Genomic DNA, 22,122 nt, shown 5'->3' on the forward strand with positions numbered 1-22,122 from the left:
GGCCTGACGGCCGGTCGAGGTGAATGGGTCAGTGTCGACGGCGGTTCTTCCGGCACGATGACCGTTCGATGAACCTTGTATGTCGGACGCGCGTCAGTCGCACACGAGCAGCTCGATGCCGCGAGCGGTCAGCGCGCGGCGCACCGCCTTGTCCGGCGCGCGTTCGGTGACGAGATAGCGGGCGGCCGACGCGCCGTTGATCCGCACCGGCGTCACGCGGCCGAACTTCGAATGGTCGGCGACGATGATCGCCGTGCCCGCCGCCGCGATCATCCGGCTGCGCACTTCTGCCGCGAGCCGCGAATAGTCGGTGCATTCGCCGTCGGGCGTGATGCCGCCGGCGCCGACGAACGCGAAATCGACGTGGTATTGCGCGAGCTGGTGGATCGTGTCGAGCCCGAACGTGGCGTCCTCGTCGTCGGACAGCTCGCCGCCGAGCAGCGTCACGCGGTTGCCGTTGCGCCGCGCGAGCACGAACGCGGTGCGCCAGTCGTTCGTGTAGATCGACAGCCGGTGCCGGTCGGCGAGCGCCAGCGCGACCGCATGCGGCGTGCTGCCCGAATCGATCAGCACCGATGCATCGTCGGGCACGAATTCGGCCGCGCGCCGCCCGATCGTGCGCTTCGCGTCGGCGTTCGCGGCTTCGCGCTCGGACAGGCTCGGCTCGCGGCGAGCCGCGGCCAGCGCGCCGCCGTGCGTCATCACGAGCAGGCCGCGCGCGGCCAGCGCGTTCAGGTCGCGCCGCACGGTTTCGCGCGACACGTCGAGCGAACGGACGAGTTCCGCGACCGACAGCGCGCCCGAGCGTCCAAGCTCCGACAGGATGTATTGATGACGTTGTTCCGCCAGCATCGCGTGTGCGCCCGAGGCGACTGGTAATGGGTAAGCCGGCCATTGTATTACGGTCGTTTGACGACCATTTGACCGCGCCGGGGAATGCGGCCGGGCGGCGGCCGCGCACGTCGCCCGAAAGCGAAATTCAGTATTGCCGGGCGCACGCGAATCGGCGCGGCGCCGGTTGCTACACTTGGCGTTTCGCCGAACGACCGACCAAGACCGACTAACCAAGGGGCTCGCGCCATGTATCGCAAAGGCAGTGTGATCGAAATCCAGTTTCCGCCGGAACGCCTCAACGACGCGGCGGGCGACCCGTACTGGATCGACCTGACGCTCGACGAAGCGCGCCGACTCTACGAACAGCTCGCCGCGCGCTTCGCGACCGACGCGCGCGCCAACCAGCCGCTCGATACGTTCTCGATCGACTGATCGCCGCCGCGTCGTAGCCGCCCGCACGGGTCGGTACGCATCGCCTTCGCATCGCCCACCCGGCGCGCGATGATCGCCCGCACCGTCACGCACCGCCCGGCGTGAGTGCAGGATTCGACAAGACACCGGCACGGCTTCGCCCGATACTGGCCGACTTTCCGGTTCTGTCCGGCCGCGTCGCGGCCCGTCACGCATGCTCAATTCGATCGTCGCCGCCGTTTTCGTCGCGCTCTGGTCCACCGGCTTCATCGTTGCACGGGCGATCAAGCCCTACGCCGATCCGAACCTGTTCCTGCTGGCGCGCTTCGCGGGCACGGCCGCGCTGTTCGGCGTGGTGGCGCTCGTCGCACGCGCGCCGTGGCCGGCCCGCCGCGAATGGCCGCGCCACCTGATCGCCGGTGCGCTGCTGCAAGGCGTCTATCTCGGCGCGAGCTACTGGGCCGTCGCGCAAGGGTTGAATGCGGGCGTGATGGCGCTGCTCGGCGCGCTGCAGCCGCTCGCCACCGCCGTGCTCGCGGTCCCGCTGTTCAACGAACGCCTGCCCGCGCGCGGCTGGCTCGGGATGGCGCTCGGGCTGGCCGGCGTCGCGCTCGTGCTCGCGCCGAAGGTAACGGGCGGCGTCGCGCCGCCGCCGGGCGCGGCGCCTGCGTGGCTCGTCGTCACCGTGTCGGTTCTCGCGGTCGGGGCGATCACCGCCGGCTCGCTGTACCAGAAAGGCAAGCTCGCGCAGAGCGACCTGCGCACGGCCGTCGCCGTGCAGAACTTCGGCGCGGCGGTCGTCGCCGCCGCCTTCGTCGTGCTGCTCCATGAAACCCGCTGGATCGGCGCGCCGGCGCTGTGGGTGTCGCTCGTATGGGGCGTCGTGTTCCTGTCCGGCGGCGCGGTCACGATGCTGATGTGGATGCTGCGGCGCGGCAACGCCGCTCGCGCGACGTCGCTGCTGTTTCTCGCGCCGCCGCTGGCCGCGCTGCAGGGTTACGGGCTGTTCGGCGAAACGCTCGCGACGATCCAGCTCGCCGGCTTCGCGCTCGCGCTGGTGGGCGTCGTGCTCGCGCGGCGCTGACGCCGGCCGTCGCCCCGCCCGGAGGCCGTTCGCGCCGCATCCCGCACCTGCCTGGCGCACCGCGCACCATGGCGACGCGCCGCGTCTCGCCGAAGCAACGCGAAACCGCCGGAAACGCAGGCCCGGCGCGGCGGCGCGCCGCGATTGCGCTTATGATGGGCGCCTTGCAATTCGTTCCGGAATTTCCCTCATGACCTCCGCCGATTACGCCAGCCGCCAACGCGCGATCATTGCCGAACTGAACGTCGCCCCGCACTTCGACGCCGAAGCCGAAATCGCCCGGCGCGTCGATTTCCTCGCGCAGTACCTTCGTTCGACCGGCCTGCGGACCTACGTGCTCGGCATCAGCGGCGGCGTCGATTCGTCGACGGCCGGCCGCCTTGCGCAACTGGCGGTCGAGCGCCTGCGCGCCGACGGCTACGATGCACGCTTCATCGCGATGCGCCTGCCGAACGGCGTGCAGAACGACGAAGAGGATGCGCAGCGCGCGCTGGCGTTCGTGCGCGCGGACGAGGTGCTGACGGTCGACGTGAAGCCGGCCGCCGATGCGATGCTCCGTTCGCTGGTCGCATCCGGCCATGCGTTCGACACGCCCGCGCAGCAGGATTTCGTGCACGGCAACATCAAGGCGCGCGAGCGCATGATCGCGCAGTACGCGGTAGCCGGCGCGCGGCGCGGCATCGTGATCGGCACGGATCACGCGGCCGAATCGCTGATGGGTTTCTTCACGAAGTTCGGCGACGGCGGCGCGGACATCCTGCCGCTCGCGGGCCTGAGCAAGCGTCGCGTGCGCGCGGTCGCGCGCGCGCTCGGCGGCGACGAGCTGATCGTGATGAAGGTGCCGACGGCCGACCTCGAGGAGCTGCGCCCGCTGCGCCCCGACGAGCACGCGTATGGCGTGACCTACGACGAGATCGACGATTTCCTCGAAGGCAAGCCGGTCGCCGATCGCGTGTATGAAACGGTGCTGCGCTTCTACGACGGCTCGCGCCACAAGCGCGCACTGCCGTACACGATGTTCGACTGGCCGGCCACCGCATAAGCCGGCCGCCGCGCCACCGACATACCGCCGCGCGCACCGTCACGGCTGCGCGCGGCCGACCGGCGACGGGCCACGCTACGCGCGCCCGCCCGTCTTCTTCGCCTGCAGCGCACGAATGCGCATCCGCGCGCCCGTATCGCTGACCGTCGCGTCGTACATCGTCGCGAGATCGCGCTTGAGCGCGGTGCGCGACCCGGCGTCGAGGTACACCATGTGCCCCGACGGATAGAACCGCGCGGACAGGTTCTGCCGCACCTTCTGGTCCTCCAGCGGCATCTGCTGCAGATCGATCACGGTCTGGTAGAACGGCGTGACGAAATCGTAGAAGCCGTTCGCCGACAGCACCTTCAGGTCCACGTTCAGCGCCATCACCGCGGCGAGGTCGCCGGCCGTGTAGAGAATCACGTTGCCCTGTGCATCGATGCCCTGCTGCGCGCCGGTCGGGTCGATGTGGCTGAAATCCCAGTTCTTGAAAGCCTGGTCGTTCAGGTCCGTGAACGCCGAGTTCGACGTGAACTTCAACTGCTCGTTCAGGTAGCTGTTCCACATCGCCGTATAGACGCCCGTCACGGCCGTCATCGTCGGATCGTTGCCGCCCGAATTCGGGTCGATCTTGCCGGCGATGCCCGACGAGATCCCGGTCACGCGGCCGTCGTACGAACCGAGCGCGAGCCCCTGCGCATGCAGCAGCGTCGTCAGGAACAGCGAATTGCCGCGCGCGTCGTAGCCCGCGATGTCGAGGCCCCACGATTGCAGCGTCGCCGTGTCGATGCCCGTGTATTCCGACAGTTTCCGCACGGTGGCCGGGTCCGCATGCGGCGCCGCGCGCAGCGCGCTCAGGTAGTCGGTGCGCGCGAACTGCGCGACTTCCTCGACGAACGCGCCGAGATCGCTCGGCGCCGGCTTGATGCCGAGCTTCTTGTGATACCACGCGTCGGCCGCGGCGGTCGGCAGCGTGCCGACCGGGTTGCCGGCCTGCCGGTAATCGAGGATCGACGATTGCAGCGTGACGCCGTTCAGGTCCACGCCGTCCTCGTGCAGCTTGTACGCGAGCACGCAGCTGCGCGCGGTGCCGTACGATTCGCCGAACAGGTATTTCGGCGAATTCCAGCGGTTGTTCTTCGTCAGGTAGCGCTTGATGAACTGCTTCAGCGAATCCGCATCCTGGTCGACGCCCCAGAAGTCGCGATTCTTGTTCGGCGCGACGGCCGCCGAATAGCCGGTGCCGACCGGATTGATGAACACCAGGTCGCTGTGGTCGATCATGCTGTCCGGGTTGTCTTCGATCTGGTACGGCGCGGGCGGCGTGAACCCCGGCATCGACGTCTTGATGCGCTTCGGCGCGAACGAGCCGAGCAGCACGAACACCGACGACGAGCCGGGCCCGCCGTTATAGAAGAACGTCACGGGCCGCGTTTCTTCCTTCGCGCCGTCCGCCGTGAACGCGACGTAGAAGATTTTCGCGGCCGGCTGCGAACTGCTGGGATCGACGGTCACGAGGTGGCCGACCGTCGCCGTGTACGCGATGCGCCTGCCGTCGATCAGGATCGTGTGGTGCGTGATCGCGGCCGCTTCGGTCGTGTCGGTCACCGAGTCGTCGGGGCCGTTGCCGTACGCGACCGGATCGAAGAACGGCTGGTCGCGGCCGCGGCTCAGCGCGACCGGGTTGATGGTCGGCGGCACGCCGTGCGAATTGTGGTCGCCGTGATGCAGCGGATACACGCCGCCGGAAGATGCGGAATCGATGCCCATCGTGCTGCTCCTGGAGGTGAAAAAAGACGCGGGAAGATCACCCGCGTCGAAAGTAAAGGCAGGTACCGGCGCGTCAGCTCGACGGCTTGCGCGCGAGGAGCGCCGCCAGTTTCGCGCCGTCGGGGCTGCCGAGCCCCGTGCACGCGTCCCAGCCGGCCGCGGCCGCATAGGTGCCATTCGAGCCTTTCGTGATGTCGCGCAACGCATCCGGATGCTTGTACAGCACCGGATTGATCCAGCCGGCCGATGCGCCGGCCGCCGCATTGATCCGCGCGATCAGCGCGGCCCACAGCGGTGCGACCGCGCTCGTGCCGCCCATCACTGCGGGCGTGCCGGCGACCGACACTTCGTAGCCGGTCTGCGGCGACGCATCGCCGGCCACGTCCGGCACACCGCGCTTGGCGAGCGGCGTGGTGGTGCCGTCGGCGCGTGCGACCTTCAGCCCCTGCTGCCACGCCGGCAGGTCGAACAGCGAACTGACGCCGCCGCCGCCCGCGCCGCCGCCCGACGCCTCGTCGTTCCACGTGACCTCGCTGCGGATGCCCTGCCCCGGCAGCGCATCGAGCTGCGTGCCGCCGCAGCCGAGCACGTACGGGCTCGACGCCGGGAAATCGACGTGATCGGCGCCATCCTGCAGCCCGTCGCCCGAGCCGCTGTCGCCCGACGCCGCGCATACGGTGATGCCCTGCGCGGCGGCCGCCTGCAGCACGCGGTTGAACGCGTGTGCCGACTGCGCCTGCCAGATCGCTTCCGGGCCGCCCCAGCTGATCGAGATCACGGAAGGCCGGTGGGTCTTGTCGGTGACGGCCGCGTTGACGGCCTGGATGAAGCCCGCGTCGCTGTTCGGCGCGAAGTAGACCGCGATCTTCGCGGCCGGCGCGATCGCGCCTGCGATTTCGATGTCGAGCGCGACTTCGCCGTCCGGGCCGTTCGGCTCGCCGGTCGGCGCATTGCGGCCGGTGCCGACGTTCACGTCGACGAGCGTCGGCGGCGTCGTGATCCCGAGCCCGCGGAAATACTGCTGGATGTCCGCCGCGCGATAGCCGCCGCCGAGTTCGATGATCGCGATGCATTGCCCGGCGCCGTCGCCGGCCGGAAAGTCGTACAGCGACGCAAGCTGGATCGGCGTGAACGTGACGGCCGCCGCGCCGCGCGCAGGCTTGAACGGCGGACGGAAGCGGAAGTGCGGCCGCGCCTGCGGGCGGCTGTCGAGGCCGAGCACGGCGGTTACCGCGTCGCCGAGCTCGTCGGGCAGCGCGATCGGGCCCGAGCGGCCGCGATACTGGCCGATCGACCGATGCTCGAAACGCTCGAGCTTCACGCTGAACGCGGCTTCGAACTGCGCGATCGTGCCGGACACCACGACGACGCTTTCGACCGGGTCGACGCGATCGACCGTCAGTTGATGACGATGCGCGAATTCCTCGGTCTTGCGGATGTCGTCGGGATTGGCGGAGAAACGCTGCGCGAATGCGTCGCGCGACACCGGTTTTGCGCGGGCGTCGCCGGTGGCGAGCTGGTGGACCAATGCATCGAGTTGCCCTTCTTCCTGCCGCCGCAACATGATCGTGACGTGGATGCGTTCTGCCGGATCGCACTGGCCGAGACACTTGGACTCGGCGACGATGCGGGGTTCACGGTCGGCTTGAAGATGCCTTGCCATGTTCAGACCCTCCTTGGTACCGCGTTGCACGGAACAGCCAGGAAATCGGACATAGCCTGCGGACGACGGTTCCGTTCGGTCAGTCGATTCGCGACGGCGCGTTTGCGACGGCGCGTTCGCGACGGCGCGTTCGCGATCACGCGAAGTCAGAGGAAGTTTAGAACAGTCAGACGATTTGCGCGCACGCCCTTCTGCGGCGAGCGTTTGCGCGAAGGCCGGCATCGCGCGCGGCCTGAATCGACTCGTGCATGGCCCGCCCGCGCGGCCGATCGCCCCGCCGGCGGCCATGTCGGCGCAACGCTCAGTCCATCGACAACCGCAGCGCGAAACCGATCAACGCCGCGGAGAAGGTCCAGCGCTGCACCGTCTGCGCGAGCGGATGCGCACGCATCCACGCCGCGATGCGCGACGCGCCGAACACGCACGCGAGGTCGAAGCACACGCCGGCCGCCACCAGCAGCGCACCGAGTTCGAACATCTGCCAGACGACCGGCCCGACCTCGGGCCGCACGAACTGCGGCAGCAGCACCGAGCAGAACAACAGCGCCTTCGGGTTCAGCAGATTGGTCAGCAATCCCTTCACGAACGACTGCCGCAGTTCGCCCGCCGCCGCGTCGCCGTCGCCGAGCGCGAACACGGGCGAGCGGAACACCTGGATCGCGACATACGCGAGATAGAGCGCGCCGCCGTAGCGGATCACCTCGTACAGCCACGGCGCGCCGCGGATCAGCGCCGCGACGCCGCATGCCGACAGCGTCACGTGCGCGGTGCGGGCGAGCGACAGGCCGGCGGCCGCCGCCATCCCCGGCCGCACGCCGCGGCCGATGCTGGTTTGCAGCACGAGCGCCATGTCCGGCCCCGGCACCGCATAAATGGCCGCCAGCGCGGCGAGATAAATCAACAGCAAATGCGTGGAAATCATGGTCTGCCCCTCGTCCTTCAGTGACGATATGTTGCCGCCGAAGGCAGAGGGATTATTGGCCATTTGCGGCTCAGGAATGGCGAGTCGTAGCGGAATCCGCCACAATCACGGGGTCATGACAAGGATTCCGCCAAAATGATCGACCTCGACAAAACCGACCGCGCGATCCTCGCCGCGGTGCAGCGCGACGGCCGCCTGCCGATCGCGCGGCTCGCCGAATCCGTCGGCCTGTCCGAGACGCCTTGCGCGCGGCGCCTCAAACGTCTGGAAAACGACGGCTACATCGAGCGCTACCGCGCGCAACTGTCGCGCCAGGCGCTCGGTTTCGGCGTGGTCGCGTTCGTGCTCGTGCGGTTCGCGACGCACGACCGCAAGGTCGCCGACCGGTTCGAACGGGAAGTGCTCGGCATCGAGCGGATCCTGGCCTGCCACAACGTCGCGGGCACCGCCGACTACCTGTTGCAGGTGGTCGCGCGCGATCTCGACGATTACGGCACGTTCCTGCGCGATTCGCTGCGGATGCTGCCGGGCGTGACGTCGATCGAATCGGCGCTGTCGCTGCGCGAGGTGAAGCACGATGCGGGGTTGCCGGTGCCGTGATGCATGGCTGGCCGGCAAGCCGCCCGCGCGCAACGCGCGTTCACCGGGTCGGCCGCGCCGGCGTCACACCACGTCGGGCGCCTGATGCGCGCGCTCGAGATCCTCGAGAAACGCTTCGACCACCGGATCGCCGCGTCCGTCGCGCGCCACGACCATGTGGAACGTGACCTCGTAGTGCAGTTGCTCCGGATTGAGCGGCGCGAGCAGGCCCTGCGCCACATAGGGCGCCGCGAAGTGCTGCGGCAGGTAGCCGAGGTGATGGCCTGACAGGATCAGCAGCGCGACGGCCTCCATGTTGTCGGCGGTCGCGGTCACGCGATCGGGCGTCGTCGACATCTGCGCTTCCGGCAGCGGATACGAGCGCCAGGCCCACTCGAAGCCGGCGACGTCGGCCGGCGTCAGCGTGCCGGCGCCCTCGAACAGCGGATGGCCACGGCCGCAGTAGGCGACCTGCCGCTCGATGAACAGCGGCGTGTAGTGCAGCGTCGGCACGCGATGCCAGAAATAGCCGACCGCGATCTGGATCTCGTTGCTCAGCAACTTTTCCTCGAGATCGCCGGGCGCGCGCACCGAGATCGAGAAGCGCACCGCCTCGTCGCGCGTGCGGAACGCGGCGATGGCTTCGGCGATCCGCGCGTTCTGGCTCACCGGCGTATGGCCGATCAGGCCGATGTTCAGCGTGCCGACCAGTTGGCGATCCATGTGCCGCGCGGCCATCCCGAATTCGTCGAGCGCCGCGAGCAGCTTGCGGCTCATCGCGTGGAACCGTTCGCCCTTCGGCGTGAGCCGGAAGCCGCTGCGGCCGCGCTCGCACAGCCGGTAGCCGAGCCGCGTCTCGAGCGACGACAGCTGCGCGCTGATCGTCGACTGGCCGACGTTCAGTATCGCCTGCGCGGCCGACACGCCGCCCGCGTCCGTGACCGCGAGAAACACGCGGATCAACCGCAGATCGAGGGTCGACAGATTCCCCAGCACGTTCATCCCCTTCCATACATCGATGAAGATCGATGTTTACGTCGATATCTTCGCATTCTTCTTTGCCGGCGGAGCGCGTAAAACTGTGCGTCAGGCCGCGTCGCATGATACGGCAACCCCACACCGGAAGAGACGAACCCATGAACGACCACACCCATTTCCAGCCGCTCGGCGGCAATGAAATGCCGCGCTCCGGCGGCATCGCGACGATGATGCGCCTGCCGCACGTGGCGAGCGCCGAAGGCCTCGACGCGTGTTTCGTCGGCGTGCCGTTCGATCTCGGCACGTCGAACCGCACCGGCGCGCGCTTCGGCCCGCGCCAGATCCGCACCGAATCCGTGCTGCTGCGCCCGTACAACATGGCCACGCGCGCGGCGCCCTTCGATTCGCTGCAGATCGCCGACATCGGCGACGTCGCGATCAACCCGTACAACCTGCACGATTCGATTGCCCGCATCGAGGCCGCGTACGACGCGATTCTCGAGCACGACTGCAAGCCGATCACGCTCGGCGGCGATCATACGATCGCGCTGCCGATCCTGCGCGCGATCCACCGCAAGCACGGCAAGGTTGCATTGATCCACGTCGATGCACACGCCGACGTGAACGATACGATGATGGGCGAAAAGATCGCGCACGGCACGCCATTCCGCCGCGCGGTCGAGGAAGGGTTGCTGCACGGCGACAAGGTCACGCAGATCGGCCTGCGCGGGACCGGCTACGCGGCCGAGGATTTCGACTGGTGCCGCGAGCAGGGCTTCCGCGTCGTCCAGGCCGAGGAATGCTGGAACAAATCGCTCGCGCCGCTGATGGAAGAAGTGCGCGCGCGCATCGGCGACACGCCCGTCTACATCACGTTCGACATCGACGGCATCGACCCGGCCTACGCACCGGGCACCGGCACGCCGGAAATCGCGGGCCTCACGGTGCCGCAAGCGCTCGAGATCATCCGCGGCGCGAAGGGGCTGAACATCGTCGGCTGCGATCTCGTCGAAGTCGCGCCGCCGTACGACCCGTTCGGCACCACGGCGCTGCTCGGCGCGAACCTCGCGTACGAGCTGCTGTGCGTGCTGCCGGGCGTCGCCTACCGCGACTGATCCCGGCGCCGCCACTATTCCAAATCAGAGGATTCCAGAGGAGCACACACCAAGATGGGGACTTCCGCCAAGCAACCGAAGCGTGCGGCGCTCGCTTCGTTCGTCGGCACCACGATCGAGTGGTACGACTTCTATAGTTATGCGACCGCCGCCGCCATCGTGTTCGGGCCGCTGTTCTTTCCCGGCGAAAACCGCTTCATCAGCCTGCTCGCATCGTTCGGCTCGTTCGCGGTCGGTTTCTTCGCGCGGCCGCTCGGCGGCGTGATGTTCGGCTATCTGGGCGACCGCTTCGGCCGCAAGCGCTCGCTGCTCGCGACGCTGATGCTGATGGCCGTGTCGACGGTCGCGATCGGCCTGCTGCCCACCCATGCGCAAGCCGGCGTGATCGCACCGATCCTGCTCGTGCTGATGCGCGTGCTGCAAGGCATCGCGGTCGGCGGCGAATGGGGCGGCGCGGTGCTGCTCGCCGGCGAGCATGCGCCCGAGGGCAAGCGCACGTTCTTCGCGTCGTTCGCGCAGTTGGGCAGCGCGAGCGGCCTGATCCTGTCGATGCTCGCGTTCGGCGCGATCAGCACGCTGTCGAAGGACGACATGATGAGCTGGGGCTGGCGCGTGCCGTTCCTCGCGAGTTCCGTGCTGCTGATCGTCGGCTTCGTGATCCGCGCGAGCGTGTCGGAATCGCCCGAGTTCGAGGAAGTCAGGAAGAGCGGCAACATCGCGCAAAAACCGCTGCGCGAAGCGCTCAAGGTCTGGCCGCTGCTGCTGCTCGCGATCGGCGCGAACGTTTACGGGATCGCCGGCGTGTATTTCAGCAACATCTTCATGATCAGCTATGCGACGCAATTCCTGTCGCTCGACCGGTCGATGGTGCTGCATTGCATGACGATCGTCGCGGTGCTGCAGTTCGTCGTGCAACTCGCGGCCGCCTTCCTCGCGCAGCGCTTCGGCACCACGCGCGTGCTGCTGATCACCGGCGCCTGGGCGATGATCGTCCCGTTCGTGATGCTGCCGCTCGTGCACCTGGGCACGCCGGTGTCGATCACGATCGGCGTCGGACTCGCGACGCTCGCGGAATCGGGCTACTACTCGGTCGTCGCCGGCTTCGTCAGCGGCATCTTCGTCGCGCGGATCCGCTATACGGCGATCTCGATCGCGTACCAGGTGTGCGGCGCGCTCGCCGGCGGCCTCACGCCGCTGGTCGCGACCATCATCGCGCAGCACGCCGCGCCGCAATGGTGGCCGCTCGCGCTCCAGTACACGAGTGCGGCCGTGCTGTCGTCGCTCTGCGTGTGGCTGATCTCGCGCCGCGTCCGCATCGACGATGCGGGTGCGCCCGGCAAGACGAACGACGCGCTGCCGCGCGGCACGCGCACCGCGTAGCGCTCGACGCGTGGTGCACATCCATGCATGACAAAAAACGACCCGCTGCCGCGGGTCGTTTTTTTCGTCCGATCGTCGATCGCGACGGTACCGCACCGCGTTCGCTGCGTCACTGCACCTGATTGCGTAGCGTCTTCGCGGCGGCGACCATGTTCGTCAGCGCCGGAATCACTTCCGCCCACTGCCGCGTCTTCAGCCCGCAATCCGGGTTCACCCACAGACGTTCCGCCGGAATCCGTTCGGCCGCCTTCTTCATCAACCCGACGATGTGATCCTGCGTCGGAATGTTCGGCGAATGGATGTCGTACACGCCCGGCCCGATTTCATTCGGATACTTGAACGTGTCGAACGCGTCGAGCAGCTCCATGTCCGAGCGCGACGTCTCGATCGTGATCACGTCGGCATCCATGTCGGCGATCGACGCGATGATGTCGTTGAACTCCGAATAGCACATGTGCGTGTGGATCTGCGTATCGTCCTGCACCCCGTTCGCGGCGATGCGGAACGACTCGACGGCCCACTTCAGGTATTCGCTCCATTGCGCGCGGCGCAACGGCAGACCTTCGCGCAGCGCCGCTTCGTCGATCTGGATCACGCGCACGCCCGCCTTCTCGAGATCGAGCACTTCGTCGCGGATCGCCAGCGCAAGCTGGTAGCACGATACCGAGCGCGGCTGGTCGTCACGCACGAACGACCAGTTCAGGATCGTCACCGGGCCGGTCAGCATGCCCTTCATCGGCTTGTCCGTCAGTGACTGCGCATAGGCGATCCACTCGACCGTCATCGCCTTCGGGCGGCTGATGTCGCCGAACAGGATCGGCGGCTTCACGCAGCGCGAACCGTACGACTGGACCCAGCCGAACTGGCTGAACGCGTAGCCGTCGAGTTGCTCGCCGAAGTATTCGACCATGTCGTTGCGCTCGGCTTCGCCATGCACGAGCACGTCGAGTTCGAGCGACTCCTGTTCGCGCACGCTGCGTTCGATCTCGGCCTGCATCGCCGTGCGATAGCCGGCTTCGTCCAGCGCGCCGGCCTTGAACCGGCTGCGCGCCTGGCGGATCTCGGCGGTCTGCGGGAACGAACCGATCGTCGTCGTCGGAAACGCCGGCAGGTTCAGTCGCGCCGACTGCTTCGACGCACGCTGCGTATAGGGGCTCGCACGGTTGCCGAGCTGCGTGTCGATGCGCGCGATTGCGGCCTTCACCGCCGGGTTGTTCACGCGCGGCGAGCGGCGGCGCGAATCGATCGCGGCGGCATTCGCGGCGAGCGCGCCGGCCACCTTGTCGCGGCCTTCGTTCAGCGCGATCGCGAGCACCTTCAACTCGTCGAGTTTCTGCAGCGCGAACGCGAGCCACGAGCGGATTTCCGCGTCGAGCTTCTCCTCGCTCGCGAGATCGACCGGCACATGCAGCAGCGAGCACGACGGCGCGAGCCACAGCCGGTCGCCCAGTTGCTTCGCGAGCGGTTCGAGCCAGTCGAGCGTCGCGTTCAGGTCGGTCTTCCAGATGTTGCGGCCATTGATCGCGCCCACCGACAGCACGCGGTCTGCCGGCAGTTCACGCACCAGCGCGTCGACTTCGTCGCGCGCGTTGATCGCGTCGATATGAAGGCCGTCGACCGGCAGCGACGCCGCGAGCGTCAGGTTGTCCTGAAGCTGGCCGAAGTACGTGGCGAGCAGTAGCTTGATGCGGCGCGTTTCCAGCGCCGCGTACGCGGTGCGCAACGCCTGGCGCCATTCGGCATCGAGCTCGGTCACGAGAATCGGCTCGTCGATCTGCGCCCATTCGACGCCCTGCGCGGTCAGCGTGTCGAGCAGCGCGCCGTACACCGGCAGCAGCTTCGGCAGCAACGCGAGGCGATCGGAATCGTCCTTCGACTTGCCGAGCCACAGGTACGTGACGGGGCCGAGAATCACCGGTTTCGCGCGCACGCCCTGCGCGTTCGCTTCGGCCAGTTGCTGCAGCAGACGCGACGGATCGAGCGAGAAATTCGTATCCGCGTGGAACTCCGGCACGATGTAGTGGTAGTTCGTGTCGAACCACTTCGTCATTTCGCCGGCCGCGACACCGCCGCAGCACGCCGCATGTTCTTCCGCCGACTGCGCCGAACGGCCGCGCGCGACGCGGAAATAGTTGTCGAGCGCATCGCCGTGGAAGTCCTGCACGCGCTTCGGCAGGTTGCCGAGCGTGAAGCTCATGTCGAGCACCTGGTCGTAGAACGCGAAGTCGCCGATCGGTGCGAGATCGAGATCACGCTGGTCGTGCCAGTGGCGCCGCCGCAACTCGGCGCCGAGCGCCTTCAGTTCGTCGCGCGACGATTCGCCCTTCCAGTAGCGTTCGAGACCGAACTTGAGTTCGCGCTTCGCGCCGATGCGCGGAAAACCGAGGTTGTGTGTCGTGACCATGAAGCTGCCGTCCAGAGAAAAATGAAGATCCGGCAGCCATCATAGGGATTTCAAACCATGAAATAAAATGGCATTATTTCATTCATCCATTAACATTCTTCATGTATTCGTGGAATGAGCGCCATCCATGCTGGAACGATTCCATCTCGTCGTCATTCGTGAAGTCGAGCGCCAGGGCTCGCTGACCGCGGCGGCCAATGCACTGCACCTCACGCAGTCGGCGCTCAGCCATACCGTCAGGAAAATCGAGCAGCAGCTCGGCACACCGATCTGGGACCGGGAAGGCCGCGGCCTGCGGCTCACGCAGGGCGGGCAGTATCTGTTGAAGCTGGCGAACCGGCTGCTGCCGCAGTTCGAGCTCGCCGAGGAACGGATGAAGCAGTACGCGAAGGGCGAGCGCGGCACGCTGCGCATCGGGATGGAGTGCCACCCGTGCTACCAGTGGCTGCTGAAGGTCGTGTCACCGTACCTGTCGCGCTGGCCCGACGTCGACGTGGACGTGAAGCAGCGCTTCCAGTTCGGCGGCATCGGCGCGCTATTCGGTTACGACATCGACGTGCTGGTGACGCCCGATCCGCTGAACAAGCCGGGGCTGCGTTTCGATCCAGTGTTCGACTACGAACAGGTGCTCGTGGTCGCGGATTCGCACCGGTTCGCGCATGCCGACTACGTGACGCCCGCGCAGCTGACCGACGAGATCCTGATCACGTACCCGGTCGAAACCGATCGGCTCGACATCTACAACCAGTTCCTGACGCCGGCCGGCATCGTGCCGAGGCGGCACAAGTCGATCGAGACGACCGACATCATGTTGCAGATGGTCGCGAGCGGGCGCGGCGTGGCCGCGCTGCCGCGGTGGCTCGCGGACGAGTACGCGGACCGGATGCCGGTCGTGCCGGTCAAGCTCGGCAAGAAGGGCATCGCGAAGCAGATCTTCCTCGGCATCCGTGAAGCGGATGCATCGATCGACTATCTGGCCGCGTTCGTCGCGCTGGCACGCGAATCGACGTGGAGCGCGCCGCGCATGCTGCGCTAGGCGCGCCCGGTTGCCCCGCGCGTCAGGCGGCGCGCATTCCCGCGCGCTCGCCGCGCTCGACCCATGCGCCGAACAGCAGGCCGATCGTCGTCCACATGATCACCTGCATGCCGATGGCCGCCACGCGGAATTTCCACAGCAAGGCCGCCGGGAAATCGGCCGGCAACTCGCTGACCGACGGCAGCCCGATCTGCACGGCCGCGATGATCGCGACGAACACGAGCCCGGCGACGATCGATGCGTTCCACTGCCCGAGCTTCGCCAGCAGATGGCGGCGCACGCTGACCGAGAACACCATCGTCGCCACCGAGATCGCGATCATCAGGAAAAACAGGCCCGTGCGATAGCCGATCGTGTCGGGGTCGCCGACCGACGGCGGATTGGCCGGGTACTTGAGGTTCGGCACGATCACGAGCGCGACGAACGCCGCCAGCGCGAGCCACGCGGCGAGCGGGCGCGCCGGCAGGCGGCTGCCGCGCCCGTATGCATACGCGAAGACCAGCGAGAACAGCCCGCCGAATGCCGCGCCGTAGGTCACGACGCCCGTCAGCAGCCCGAGGCCGGCCTGCGTGTGGCGGCTGACCAGCTCGGGCTCCGGCGCCTCGCCTTGGGCGGCGGTGGTTTTTTCCTCGAAGGCGATTGCCTGATCGACTTGCGGTTCGCCGACGATTTTCGCGAAACCGAACGTGAGGAGGCCCGCGGCGATGCCGGCGAGCATCCCGCGCATGAGCAGCTTTCCGACCATCTTTTACTCCGCGTCAGTGGCAGGGAAAGCCGAGCAGATGGCGGCCGTCGTGGACGAATTCGTGTACGACCATGCCCGGCACGAGCGACGTCGCGCCCTGTTCCGCACCGACGAAATAGAGTGCGAGCAGCAGGATCAGGCCGACGAACACGGCCCACGGCAACAGCTCACGGACGGGGATGGGTGCCGGCACGACCGCCGGCTTCAGCACTGCTTCGCTCATGGATGCACCTCAGGGGAATCGCGCCCTGACAAATGATGGATGGGTACGAAGGCAGGTCTGGCTTCCGGGATCATCGATTCTCCGGTTACAGTGGCGCGACCGCGCCGGAATTGCACCGGCTTCCGCGCTTCGTATCGGGCGAATTGTACGCGCGAACGTTCGCGTATTGAAGCGATGCCACATGGGCAAGCACATCCCGTTCCGGATCATCCGACAACCGACATGACCCTGCCTGCCTCGCTGCGCCTGATCGCGCACGCATCGACCCGCGCCATGCGCACCGGCACGTTTCCCGACGACGATCCGCTCGACGCACTCGGGCTCGCCGAAGCCGCTGCGTTGCGCGGCCGATGGATGGGCGTTGCCGGCTCGCTCGTGCTGTGCAGCCCGGCACGCTGCGCACGGCAGACGGCCGACGCACTCGGGCTGCTGCACGCCGATATCGACGATGCGCTGCGCGACCTCGACTACGGCAACTGGCGCGGCAAGCGGCTGCACGATCTCGCGCGCGACCTGCCCGACGAACTTGCAGCATGGATCGGCTCGCCGTCCGCGTCGCCGCATCGCGGCGAATCGTTCGACGCCGCCGCGCATCGGGTCGGCACATGGCTGGCCGCATTGCCGCGCGATCGCGATGTCGTCGCGATCACGCATGCACCGATCGTCCGCGCGGCCATCGCGCACGTGCTGCGGATGGATCGCGAGGCGGCCGCCCGCCTCGACGTCGCGCCGCTGTCGTGCACGACGTTCGTCGCGTCGCCCGGCGGCTGGACGTTGGCCGCGACAGACGACGTGCACGACACGGGTGCGTAGGCCACTGTCTCGTTCACGATGTGGGTAGACGATGCGCCCCGACGCGTCACATGCCGCCGCTTTCCTTACATCCCGTAAGACGCACCGTTCGTCGTCCCAACTGTCATCAAACTGACTGCTAGCCGCAGCTAGGATCGGACGCGGTTCCCTCACGAGATGCCGTCATGAATCAACCCGCTTCGTCCTCCCCGCACCATCCCGGCTCCGTCGCACGCAACAGGCAGATCGGTTATGCCGCGTTCCTGCTGGTGCTCGTGCTCGGCGCCGTCTATATCGCCACGCACTTGCTCGCCGATCTGGCGCCGGTCCGCGAAGGGACGCTGTTCCCGTATCTGCTGCTCGGCGCCGCGCTGCTGATCGCGCTCGGCTTCGAATTCGTCAACGGCTTCCACGACACCGCGAATGCGGTCGCCACCGTGATCTATACGCACTCGCTGACGCCGAACGTCGCAGTGATCTGGTCGGGCATGTGGAACTTCCTCGGTGTGATGGTCTCGAGCGGTGCCGTCGCCTTCGGCATCCTGCAGTTGCTGCCGGTCGAGCTGATCCTGCAGGTCGGCAGCGGCGCGGGCTTCGCGATGGTGTTCGCACTGCTGATCGCCGCGATCGTCTGGAACCTCGCGACCTGGTATTTCGGATTGCCGTCTTCGAGCTCGCATACGCTGATCGGCTCGATCATCGGCGTCGGGCTGATGAACCAGCTGATGCACGGGCCGTCCGGCACGAGCGGCGTCGACTGGGGCCAGGCGCTCGGCGTCGGCAAGTCGCTTCTGCTCTCGCCGATCGTCGGTTTCCTGTGTGCATCGCTGCTGCTACTCGCGCTGAAGGCCGTCGTGCGGATTCCCGAGCTGTACAAGGAACCGCCGAAGGACCAGCCGCCGCCGTTCTGGATTCGCTGCCTGCTGATCCTCACCTGCACCGGCGTGTCGTTCGCACACGGGTCGAACGACGGGCAGAAAGGAATGGGCCTCATCATGCTGATCCTGATCGGCACGGTGCCCACCGCATATGCGCTGAACAAGGCCGTCACGCCCGCCGAATCGCAGACCTTCGTGGCCGTCGCGAACCAGGCGGCCGCGACGTTCGGGAAGTATACGAACGGCGTCGCGCCGTCCGCGAACCCGCGCGCCGATGTCGAACACTACGTGCAGCATCGTGAACTGACGCCCGCCGTGCTGCCGGCCGTCGCGCAGTTATCCACGTCGCTCGCGACCGCCGTCGGCGCGTCGGGCTCGATGGCGGCCGTGCCGCAGCGCGACGTCGACAACGTGCGCAACACGATGTATCTCGTCTCCGAAGCCATTCGCCTGATCGAGAAGTCGGGCCAGCCCGCGTTCGCGGCCGACGACAAGCTCGCGATCAACAACTATCGCACGCAGCTCGACCACGCGACCAAGTTCATTCCGACGTGGGTGAAGGTCGCCGTCGCGATCGCGCTGGGTCTCGGCACGATGGTCGGCTGGAAGCGGATCGTCGTGACCGTCGGCGAAAAAATCGGCAAGCAGCATCTGACGTACGGACAGGGCGCATCGGCCGAACTCGTCGCGATGCTGACGATCGGCGCCGCCGACGTGTACGGGTTGCCCGTATCGACGACTCACGTGCTGTCGTCGGGTGTCGCGGGCACGATGGCGGCGAACGGCTCCGGCTTGCAATGGAGCACGGTGCGCAGCCTCGTCCTCGCATGGGTGCTGACGCTGCCGGCGTCGATCGCGCTGGCGGCCGGGCTTTACTGGTTGTTCCGGTCGCTGGCCTGATCGCGGACGCGGCGGGTGGCGGGCGATCGCCGGCTATCCGCCGCGGCAGGTGGGATATGGCGCTTCTCCGCTTCTCCGCTTCTACGCTTCTACGCTTCTCCGCTCCGGCACGTCGCAACATTCAGTGTGTCGATGCCGCGCCTTCAATGCTTCCTGGCCCGAATTAAAGCGCAAGATCTGGAGCGTATCGGCATGTGGACGCAGCTAGACTGGGTTCATCAACTTTCATCGTGAATCCGACCGTGCGCGACCGCACGACGCCGCACTGCCGATGCCCCGAGGTACGCCCGTGAACATTGCCGATCTGCAACCCGCCGTCGACTCGCCGGACATCGCGCAGCGCGTCGACACCCTCGACTGGCCGAGCGTCGATGCCGAGCTCGATCGCTACGGATGCGCGCGCGTGCCGGGCCTGATGTCGGCACGCGAGTGCGATGCACTCGCGTCGCTCTATCCGCGCGATGCGCTCTATCGTTCACGCGTCGTGATGGCGCGGCACGGCTTTGGCCGGGGCGAGTACAAGTATTTCGCATATCCGCTGCCCGCGGTCATCGCCGAGCTGCGCGCGACGATCTACCCGCATCTCGCGCCGATCGCGAATCGCTGGAACCGGGCGCTCGGATGCGACGTCCGTTATCCGAAAGACCATGCGACGTTCCTAGACCGCTGCCACGCAGCGGGACAGACGCGACCGACACCGCTGATCCTGCAATACGGTGCCGACGACTACAACTGCCTCCATCAGGACCTGTATGGCGAGCACGTGTTTCCGCTGCAGGTCGCGATCCTGCTGTCGGCGCCGGGCCGCGATTTCAGTGGCGGGGAATTCGTGCTGACGGAACAGCGACCACGCATGCAGTCGCGTGCGGAAGTGGTGCCGCTGACACAAGGCGACGCGGTGATCTTCGCGGTACACGGCCGGCCCGTGCAGGGAACCCGCGGCGTCTATCGCGTCAACCTGCGGCACGGCGTCAGCCGGATTCGAAGCGGCCACCGCCATACGGTCGGCATCATCTTCCATGACGCGCAATAGCGGGTAGTGGATAGCGGGCATCGGGACGGACGGCTGCTGTCTCGTCCCGCCCCTGTCGCGCATCCCATGCATGGTCGCCGCGGCACCGCACGCTATCGTTCCGAGAGCGTTCCGACAAAGCACGATCGACCAGAAGGCCGCGTGCCCGCAATGACTGAATACCGATTGCGCCGACCGTCAAGCGATCCACGCAGAAACGAATCGGCCCTTCAGGGTGAGTGCTGTAAAACATCCGCGCTCACCTGTCGCCCCGCCGATACGATTGCCAGTCCGGCCTATCCTCGCGCCATGTTGGCCCGCAGCCGGTCGCCGGCATCGGAGGCCAGCCGTGCATAGCCCGGCAACGTCAGCAGCGCGAGCACGCCCGCTGCGACGAACGCCCAGCGGAAATCGTCGAGCACGTAGTGCATGCCGGCCGCGTCGCCGCGCCCCCATGCTGCGAGCCGCAGCGACAATGCACCGAACGCGATCCCCATCCCGATCGTCATCTGCTGCGCGGCGCTCCACAGCGTGCTGGCCGCGCTCGTTTGCTGAGGCGGGATATCCGCATAGGCCAGCGTCGCGAGCGTCGTGAACTGCATCGAACGCGTGAGCCCGTAGACGAATACGACGAACAGCGTGATCGCCAACGGCGTCGACGCAGTCAGCCAGCCGCATGCGATCGTGAAAATGCCGACGATCGTGACGTCGACGAGCGCAACGCGCCGGAAGCCGTAACGATCAAGGATCCACGACGTGCCCGCCTTCATCCCGAGATTGCCGAGCGCGCTCGCGAGCAGCAGCAGGCCGGACTGAAACGGCGATAGCCCGAAGCCGATCTGGAACAACAGCGGCAGCAGGTACGGGACGGCGTTGATCGCCATCCGCGTGATCGAGCCGGTGATCACGGTCACCGAGAACGTCGGCACCTTCAGCGTCGTGAAATCGAGCAGTGGATGCGCGCAGCGTCGCGCATGCAGCCAAGCGGCAATGCCGAACAGCACGCTCGCGCCCACCAGGACACCCGCGCGCGTGAAATCGACATCCTGCTGGCCAGCCGCTTCGGTGCCGATCAACAGGCAGGTCAATGCGCCGCCGGCCAGCACGAAGCCGACCCAGTCGAGCGGCCGTTGCTCGTCGGCCCGCGTATTCCGGACGATCAGCCAGGTACAAACGAGCGCGGCAAGGCCGAACGGGACGTTCAACAGGAAGATCCATCTCCACGATGCATAGGTCGTGATGAAGCCCCCGATCGGCGGCCCGACGACGGGCGCGACGATCCCCGGCCACGTGATCGTCGCGATCGCGCGCATCAGCCTCGCCTTCTCGGTATTGCGCACGACGATCATCCGCCCGACCGGCACCATCATCGCCCCGCCGACACCCTGCAGCAGCCGGGCAGCCGTAAACGACATCACCCCGTCGGACAGCCCGCACAGCACCGACGCGCCGGTAAAGACGACGATCGCACTCGCAAAGACGGTGCGTGAACCATAGCGATCCGCGATCCAGCCGCTGATCGGGATGAACACCGCCAGCGCCAGCATGTAGGCCGTCATCCCGAGGCTCAGTGCGTTCGGTCCGACGCCGAACGAATTCGCCATTTGCGGCAGCGCGGTCGCGATCACCGTCGTGTCGAGGTACTCCATGAAGAAGGTCGCGGCGACGAGATACGGCAAGAAGTCGGTCGTCCGACCACTTTGAGCGGGGCTGTCAGTCATGAACGATGCAGAAGACGGAATACAAAAAAGCGCCGACCGCCGGCGGATGCAGGCAAGCGCCGGGGAATCGGGACGAGCGATGATATTACCCCGAAGGGCTTGCTTCCCGCTCTGCCGGGCATGTCGCGCGAATGAACTTTATGCGCATAGATTTTTATGATGATGTCGTGCTGCGATCGCCGAGTGGTGCGTATGACACGGCGCCTCGAAGGACGGGCAGATGCAGGGATTTTTCGTCAGTAGGCAGTATTCATCAATCGCTGTCGATCAACATCGCTCATCATCAGCGGTCGCAACGTCGTCGCCGAATGTGCAGTATTGGCCGGAATCGATCCTGAAGACGGATGGTACGGTTAGCGGAAGGAGGTGCTGGGAGATTCAGGACGGTACAACGGCCGCTACCCGAGAATAACGGAGCGCAGGATTGACCGGTCTGCACTGCTATTCATTACGTCGCAGCGGGACTCGGCGTAGGTAGCCTCGGCAATGCTTCGCCGCCGGCCTTTCGGGATGCCGAAATGCAAAAACCCCCGCCTTGTCGGGCGAGGGTTTCTGGCTTGAGGGAGCCTGACGATTACCTACTTTCACACGGGAATCCGCACTATCATCGGCGTAGAGTCGTTTCACGGTCCTGTTCGGGATGGGAAGGGG

Annotated in this window: 19 protein-coding genes, 1 rRNA gene and 1 riboswitch; of the genes, 10 read left to right on the plus strand and 10 right to left on the minus strand. The window is 66.9% G+C overall.

Annotated features, from left to right (window positions below; translation table 11 throughout):
• Positions 1-93 precede the first annotated feature (93 nt).
• Positions 94-852, minus strand: a complete 759-nt coding sequence (locus tag KPB06_RS32645) for a DeoR/GlpR family DNA-binding transcription regulator (protein ID WP_059575557.1) — start codon at positions 850-852, stop codon at positions 94-96.
• 228 nt (positions 853-1,080) lie between these two features.
• On the opposite strand from KPB06_RS32645, the gene KPB06_RS32650 reads away from it, so the two are divergent.
• From KPB06_RS32650 to nadE, 3 genes are all read left to right on the plus strand, one after another.
• Positions 1,081-1,266: a hypothetical protein gene (locus tag KPB06_RS32650; RefSeq protein WP_006480515.1), complete on the plus strand. Its 186-nt coding sequence runs from the start codon at positions 1,081-1,083 to the stop codon at positions 1,264-1,266.
• Between the two features lie 193 nt (positions 1,267-1,459).
• The gene (locus KPB06_RS32655) at positions 1,460-2,329 is read left to right on the plus strand and encodes a DMT family transporter (protein ID WP_059575559.1); all 870 of its coding nucleotides are present in this window, start codon (positions 1,460-1,462) and stop codon (positions 2,327-2,329) included.
• Positions 2,330-2,519: 190 nt separating this feature from the next.
• Complete coding sequence (gene nadE, locus KPB06_RS32660) at positions 2,520-3,371, plus strand: ammonia-dependent NAD(+) synthetase (RefSeq protein WP_059575561.1); 852 nt, start codon at positions 2,520-2,522, stop codon at positions 3,369-3,371.
• 75 nt (positions 3,372-3,446) lie between these two features.
• Here the strand turns inward: nadE and KPB06_RS32665 are convergent, their stop codons facing one another.
• The 3 genes from KPB06_RS32665 to KPB06_RS32675 form a co-directional block, all read right to left on the minus strand.
• A complete protein-coding gene (locus KPB06_RS32665) occupies positions 3,447-5,123 on the minus strand; it encodes a S10 family peptidase (RefSeq protein ID WP_059575563.1) in 1,677 nt (558 codons plus the stop codon).
• A 73-nt stretch (positions 5,124-5,196) separates the two neighbouring features.
• Entirely contained in the window at positions 5,197-6,786 is a 1,590-nt protein-coding gene (locus KPB06_RS32670) for a S53 family peptidase (RefSeq protein ID WP_275905250.1), read from the minus strand.
• Between the two features lie 301 nt (positions 6,787-7,087).
• Positions 7,088-7,708, minus strand: a complete 621-nt coding sequence (locus KPB06_RS32675; RefSeq protein ID WP_059575566.1) for a LysE family translocator — start codon at positions 7,706-7,708, stop codon at positions 7,088-7,090.
• Between the two features lie 135 nt (positions 7,709-7,843).
• Between KPB06_RS32675 and KPB06_RS32680 the strand changes: the two genes are divergently transcribed.
• Entirely contained in the window at positions 7,844-8,308 is a 465-nt protein-coding gene (locus KPB06_RS32680) for an Lrp/AsnC family transcriptional regulator (protein ID WP_006488501.1), read from the plus strand.
• Positions 8,309-8,371: 63 nt separating this feature from the next.
• Here the strand turns inward: KPB06_RS32680 and KPB06_RS32685 are convergent, their stop codons facing one another.
• Entirely contained in the window at positions 8,372-9,289 is a 918-nt protein-coding gene (locus tag KPB06_RS32685; protein ID WP_179231794.1) for a LysR family transcriptional regulator, read from the minus strand.
• A 134-nt stretch (positions 9,290-9,423) separates the two neighbouring features.
• On the opposite strand from KPB06_RS32685, the gene speB reads away from it, so the two are divergent.
• Together speB and KPB06_RS32695 are read left to right on the plus strand one after the other, a co-directional pair.
• A complete protein-coding gene (gene speB / locus KPB06_RS32690) occupies positions 9,424-10,380 on the plus strand; it encodes an agmatinase (RefSeq protein ID WP_059575568.1) in 957 nt (318 codons plus the stop codon).
• Between the two features lie 54 nt (positions 10,381-10,434).
• On the plus strand, positions 10,435-11,760 hold the full coding sequence (locus tag KPB06_RS32695) for an MFS transporter (RefSeq protein WP_059575570.1): 1,326 nt from the start codon (positions 10,435-10,437) through the stop codon (positions 11,758-11,760).
• A gap of 109 nt (positions 11,761-11,869) precedes the next feature.
• Here the strand turns inward: KPB06_RS32695 and metE are convergent, their stop codons facing one another.
• Positions 11,870-14,164, minus strand: a complete 2,295-nt coding sequence (gene metE, locus KPB06_RS32700) for a 5-methyltetrahydropteroyltriglutamate--homocysteine S-methyltransferase (RefSeq protein WP_059575574.1) — start codon at positions 14,162-14,164, stop codon at positions 11,870-11,872.
• Between the two features lie 127 nt (positions 14,165-14,291).
• On the opposite strand from metE, the gene KPB06_RS32705 reads away from it, so the two are divergent.
• Positions 14,292-15,200 (plus strand): LysR family transcriptional regulator, encoded by a 909-nt coding sequence (locus tag KPB06_RS32705; protein ID WP_059575575.1) that lies wholly within the window; start codon positions 14,292-14,294, stop codon positions 15,198-15,200.
• Between the two features lie 22 nt (positions 15,201-15,222).
• Here the strand turns inward: KPB06_RS32705 and KPB06_RS32710 are convergent, their stop codons facing one another.
• Both KPB06_RS32710 and KPB06_RS32715 read right to left on the minus strand, forming a co-directional pair.
• Entirely contained in the window at positions 15,223-15,945 is a 723-nt protein-coding gene (locus KPB06_RS32710; RefSeq protein ID WP_059575577.1) for a CbtA family protein, read from the minus strand.
• A 13-nt stretch (positions 15,946-15,958) separates the two neighbouring features.
• Positions 15,959-16,168, minus strand: a complete 210-nt coding sequence (locus KPB06_RS32715; protein WP_034175140.1) for a CbtB domain-containing protein — start codon at positions 16,166-16,168, stop codon at positions 15,959-15,961.
• Positions 16,169-16,201: 33 nt separating this feature from the next.
• Positions 16,202-16,340, minus strand: a riboswitch (cobalamin riboswitch).
• Between the two features lie 50 nt (positions 16,341-16,390).
• Here KPB06_RS32715 and KPB06_RS32720 point away from each other — a divergent pair.
• The 3 genes from KPB06_RS32720 to KPB06_RS32730 all read left to right on the plus strand — a co-directional run bounded on the left by KPB06_RS32720 (position 16,391) and on the right by KPB06_RS32730 (position 19,771).
• Positions 16,391-16,981: a histidine phosphatase family protein gene (locus KPB06_RS32720; protein ID WP_059575579.1), complete on the plus strand. Its 591-nt coding sequence runs from the start codon at positions 16,391-16,393 to the stop codon at positions 16,979-16,981.
• Between the two features lie 164 nt (positions 16,982-17,145).
• A complete protein-coding gene (locus KPB06_RS32725; RefSeq protein ID WP_059575581.1) occupies positions 17,146-18,738 on the plus strand; it encodes an inorganic phosphate transporter in 1,593 nt (530 codons plus the stop codon).
• Between the two features lie 271 nt (positions 18,739-19,009).
• A complete protein-coding gene (locus KPB06_RS32730; protein WP_059575583.1) occupies positions 19,010-19,771 on the plus strand; it encodes a 2OG-Fe(II) oxygenase in 762 nt (253 codons plus the stop codon).
• Between the two features lie 275 nt (positions 19,772-20,046).
• On the opposite strand, the gene KPB06_RS32735 is transcribed toward KPB06_RS32730, so the two are convergent.
• Positions 20,047-21,471, minus strand: coding sequence for a DHA2 family efflux MFS transporter permease subunit (locus KPB06_RS32735; RefSeq protein ID WP_059575585.1), 1,425 nt, complete (start codon positions 21,469-21,471; stop codon positions 20,047-20,049).
• A gap of 565 nt (positions 21,472-22,036) precedes the next feature.
• A 5S ribosomal RNA gene (gene rrf, locus KPB06_RS34655) occupies positions 22,037-22,122 on the minus strand; the annotation flags it as partial.

It is taken from the genome of Burkholderia semiarida, from assembly GCF_029268935.1.
GTDB classification, from domain to species: Bacteria; Pseudomonadota; Gammaproteobacteria; order Burkholderiales; family Burkholderiaceae; genus Burkholderia; species Burkholderia semiarida.

Excerpts from the sequence above, each read along its gene's own strand:
- KPB06_RS32645 (WP_059575557.1), bottom strand. The coding sequence starts at position 852 with ATGCTGGCGGAACAACGTCATCAATACATCCTGTCGGAGCTTGGACGC.
- KPB06_RS32650 (WP_006480515.1), top strand. The coding sequence starts at position 1,081 with ATGTATCGCAAAGGCAGTGTGATCGAAATCCAGTTTCCGCCGGAACGC.
- KPB06_RS32655 (WP_059575559.1), top strand. The coding sequence starts at position 1,460 with ATGCTCAATTCGATCGTCGCCGCCGTTTTCGTCGCGCTCTGGTCCACC.
- nadE (WP_059575561.1), top strand. The coding sequence starts at position 2,520 with ATGACCTCCGCCGATTACGCCAGCCGCCAACGCGCGATCATTGCCGAA.
- KPB06_RS32665 (WP_059575563.1), bottom strand. The coding sequence starts at position 5,123 with ATGGGCATCGATTCCGCATCTTCCGGCGGCGTGTATCCGCTGCATCAC.
- KPB06_RS32670 (WP_275905250.1), bottom strand. The coding sequence starts at position 6,786 with ATGGCAAGGCATCTTCAAGCCGACCGTGAACCCCGCATCGTCGCCGAG.
- KPB06_RS32675 (WP_059575566.1), bottom strand. The coding sequence starts at position 7,708 with ATGATTTCCACGCATTTGCTGTTGATTTATCTCGCCGCGCTGGCGGCC.
- KPB06_RS32680 (WP_006488501.1), top strand. The coding sequence starts at position 7,844 with ATGATCGACCTCGACAAAACCGACCGCGCGATCCTCGCCGCGGTGCAG.
- KPB06_RS32685 (WP_179231794.1), bottom strand. The coding sequence starts at position 9,289 with ATGAACGTGCTGGGGAATCTGTCGACCCTCGATCTGCGGTTGATCCGC.
- speB (WP_059575568.1), top strand. The coding sequence starts at position 9,424 with ATGAACGACCACACCCATTTCCAGCCGCTCGGCGGCAATGAAATGCCG.
- KPB06_RS32695 (WP_059575570.1), top strand. The coding sequence starts at position 10,435 with ATGGGGACTTCCGCCAAGCAACCGAAGCGTGCGGCGCTCGCTTCGTTC.
- metE (WP_059575574.1), bottom strand. The coding sequence starts at position 14,164 with ATGGTCACGACACACAACCTCGGTTTTCCGCGCATCGGCGCGAAGCGC.
- KPB06_RS32705 (WP_059575575.1), top strand. The coding sequence starts at position 14,292 with ATGCTGGAACGATTCCATCTCGTCGTCATTCGTGAAGTCGAGCGCCAG.
- KPB06_RS32710 (WP_059575577.1), bottom strand. The coding sequence starts at position 15,945 with ATGGTCGGAAAGCTGCTCATGCGCGGGATGCTCGCCGGCATCGCCGCG.
- KPB06_RS32715 (WP_034175140.1), bottom strand. The coding sequence starts at position 16,168 with ATGAGCGAAGCAGTGCTGAAGCCGGCGGTCGTGCCGGCACCCATCCCC.
- KPB06_RS32720 (WP_059575579.1), top strand. The coding sequence starts at position 16,391 with ATGACCCTGCCTGCCTCGCTGCGCCTGATCGCGCACGCATCGACCCGC.
- KPB06_RS32725 (WP_059575581.1), top strand. The coding sequence starts at position 17,146 with ATGAATCAACCCGCTTCGTCCTCCCCGCACCATCCCGGCTCCGTCGCA.
- KPB06_RS32730 (WP_059575583.1), top strand. The coding sequence starts at position 19,010 with ATGCCCCGAGGTACGCCCGTGAACATTGCCGATCTGCAACCCGCCGTC.
- KPB06_RS32735 (WP_059575585.1), bottom strand. The coding sequence starts at position 21,471 with ATGACTGACAGCCCCGCTCAAAGTGGTCGGACGACCGACTTCTTGCCG.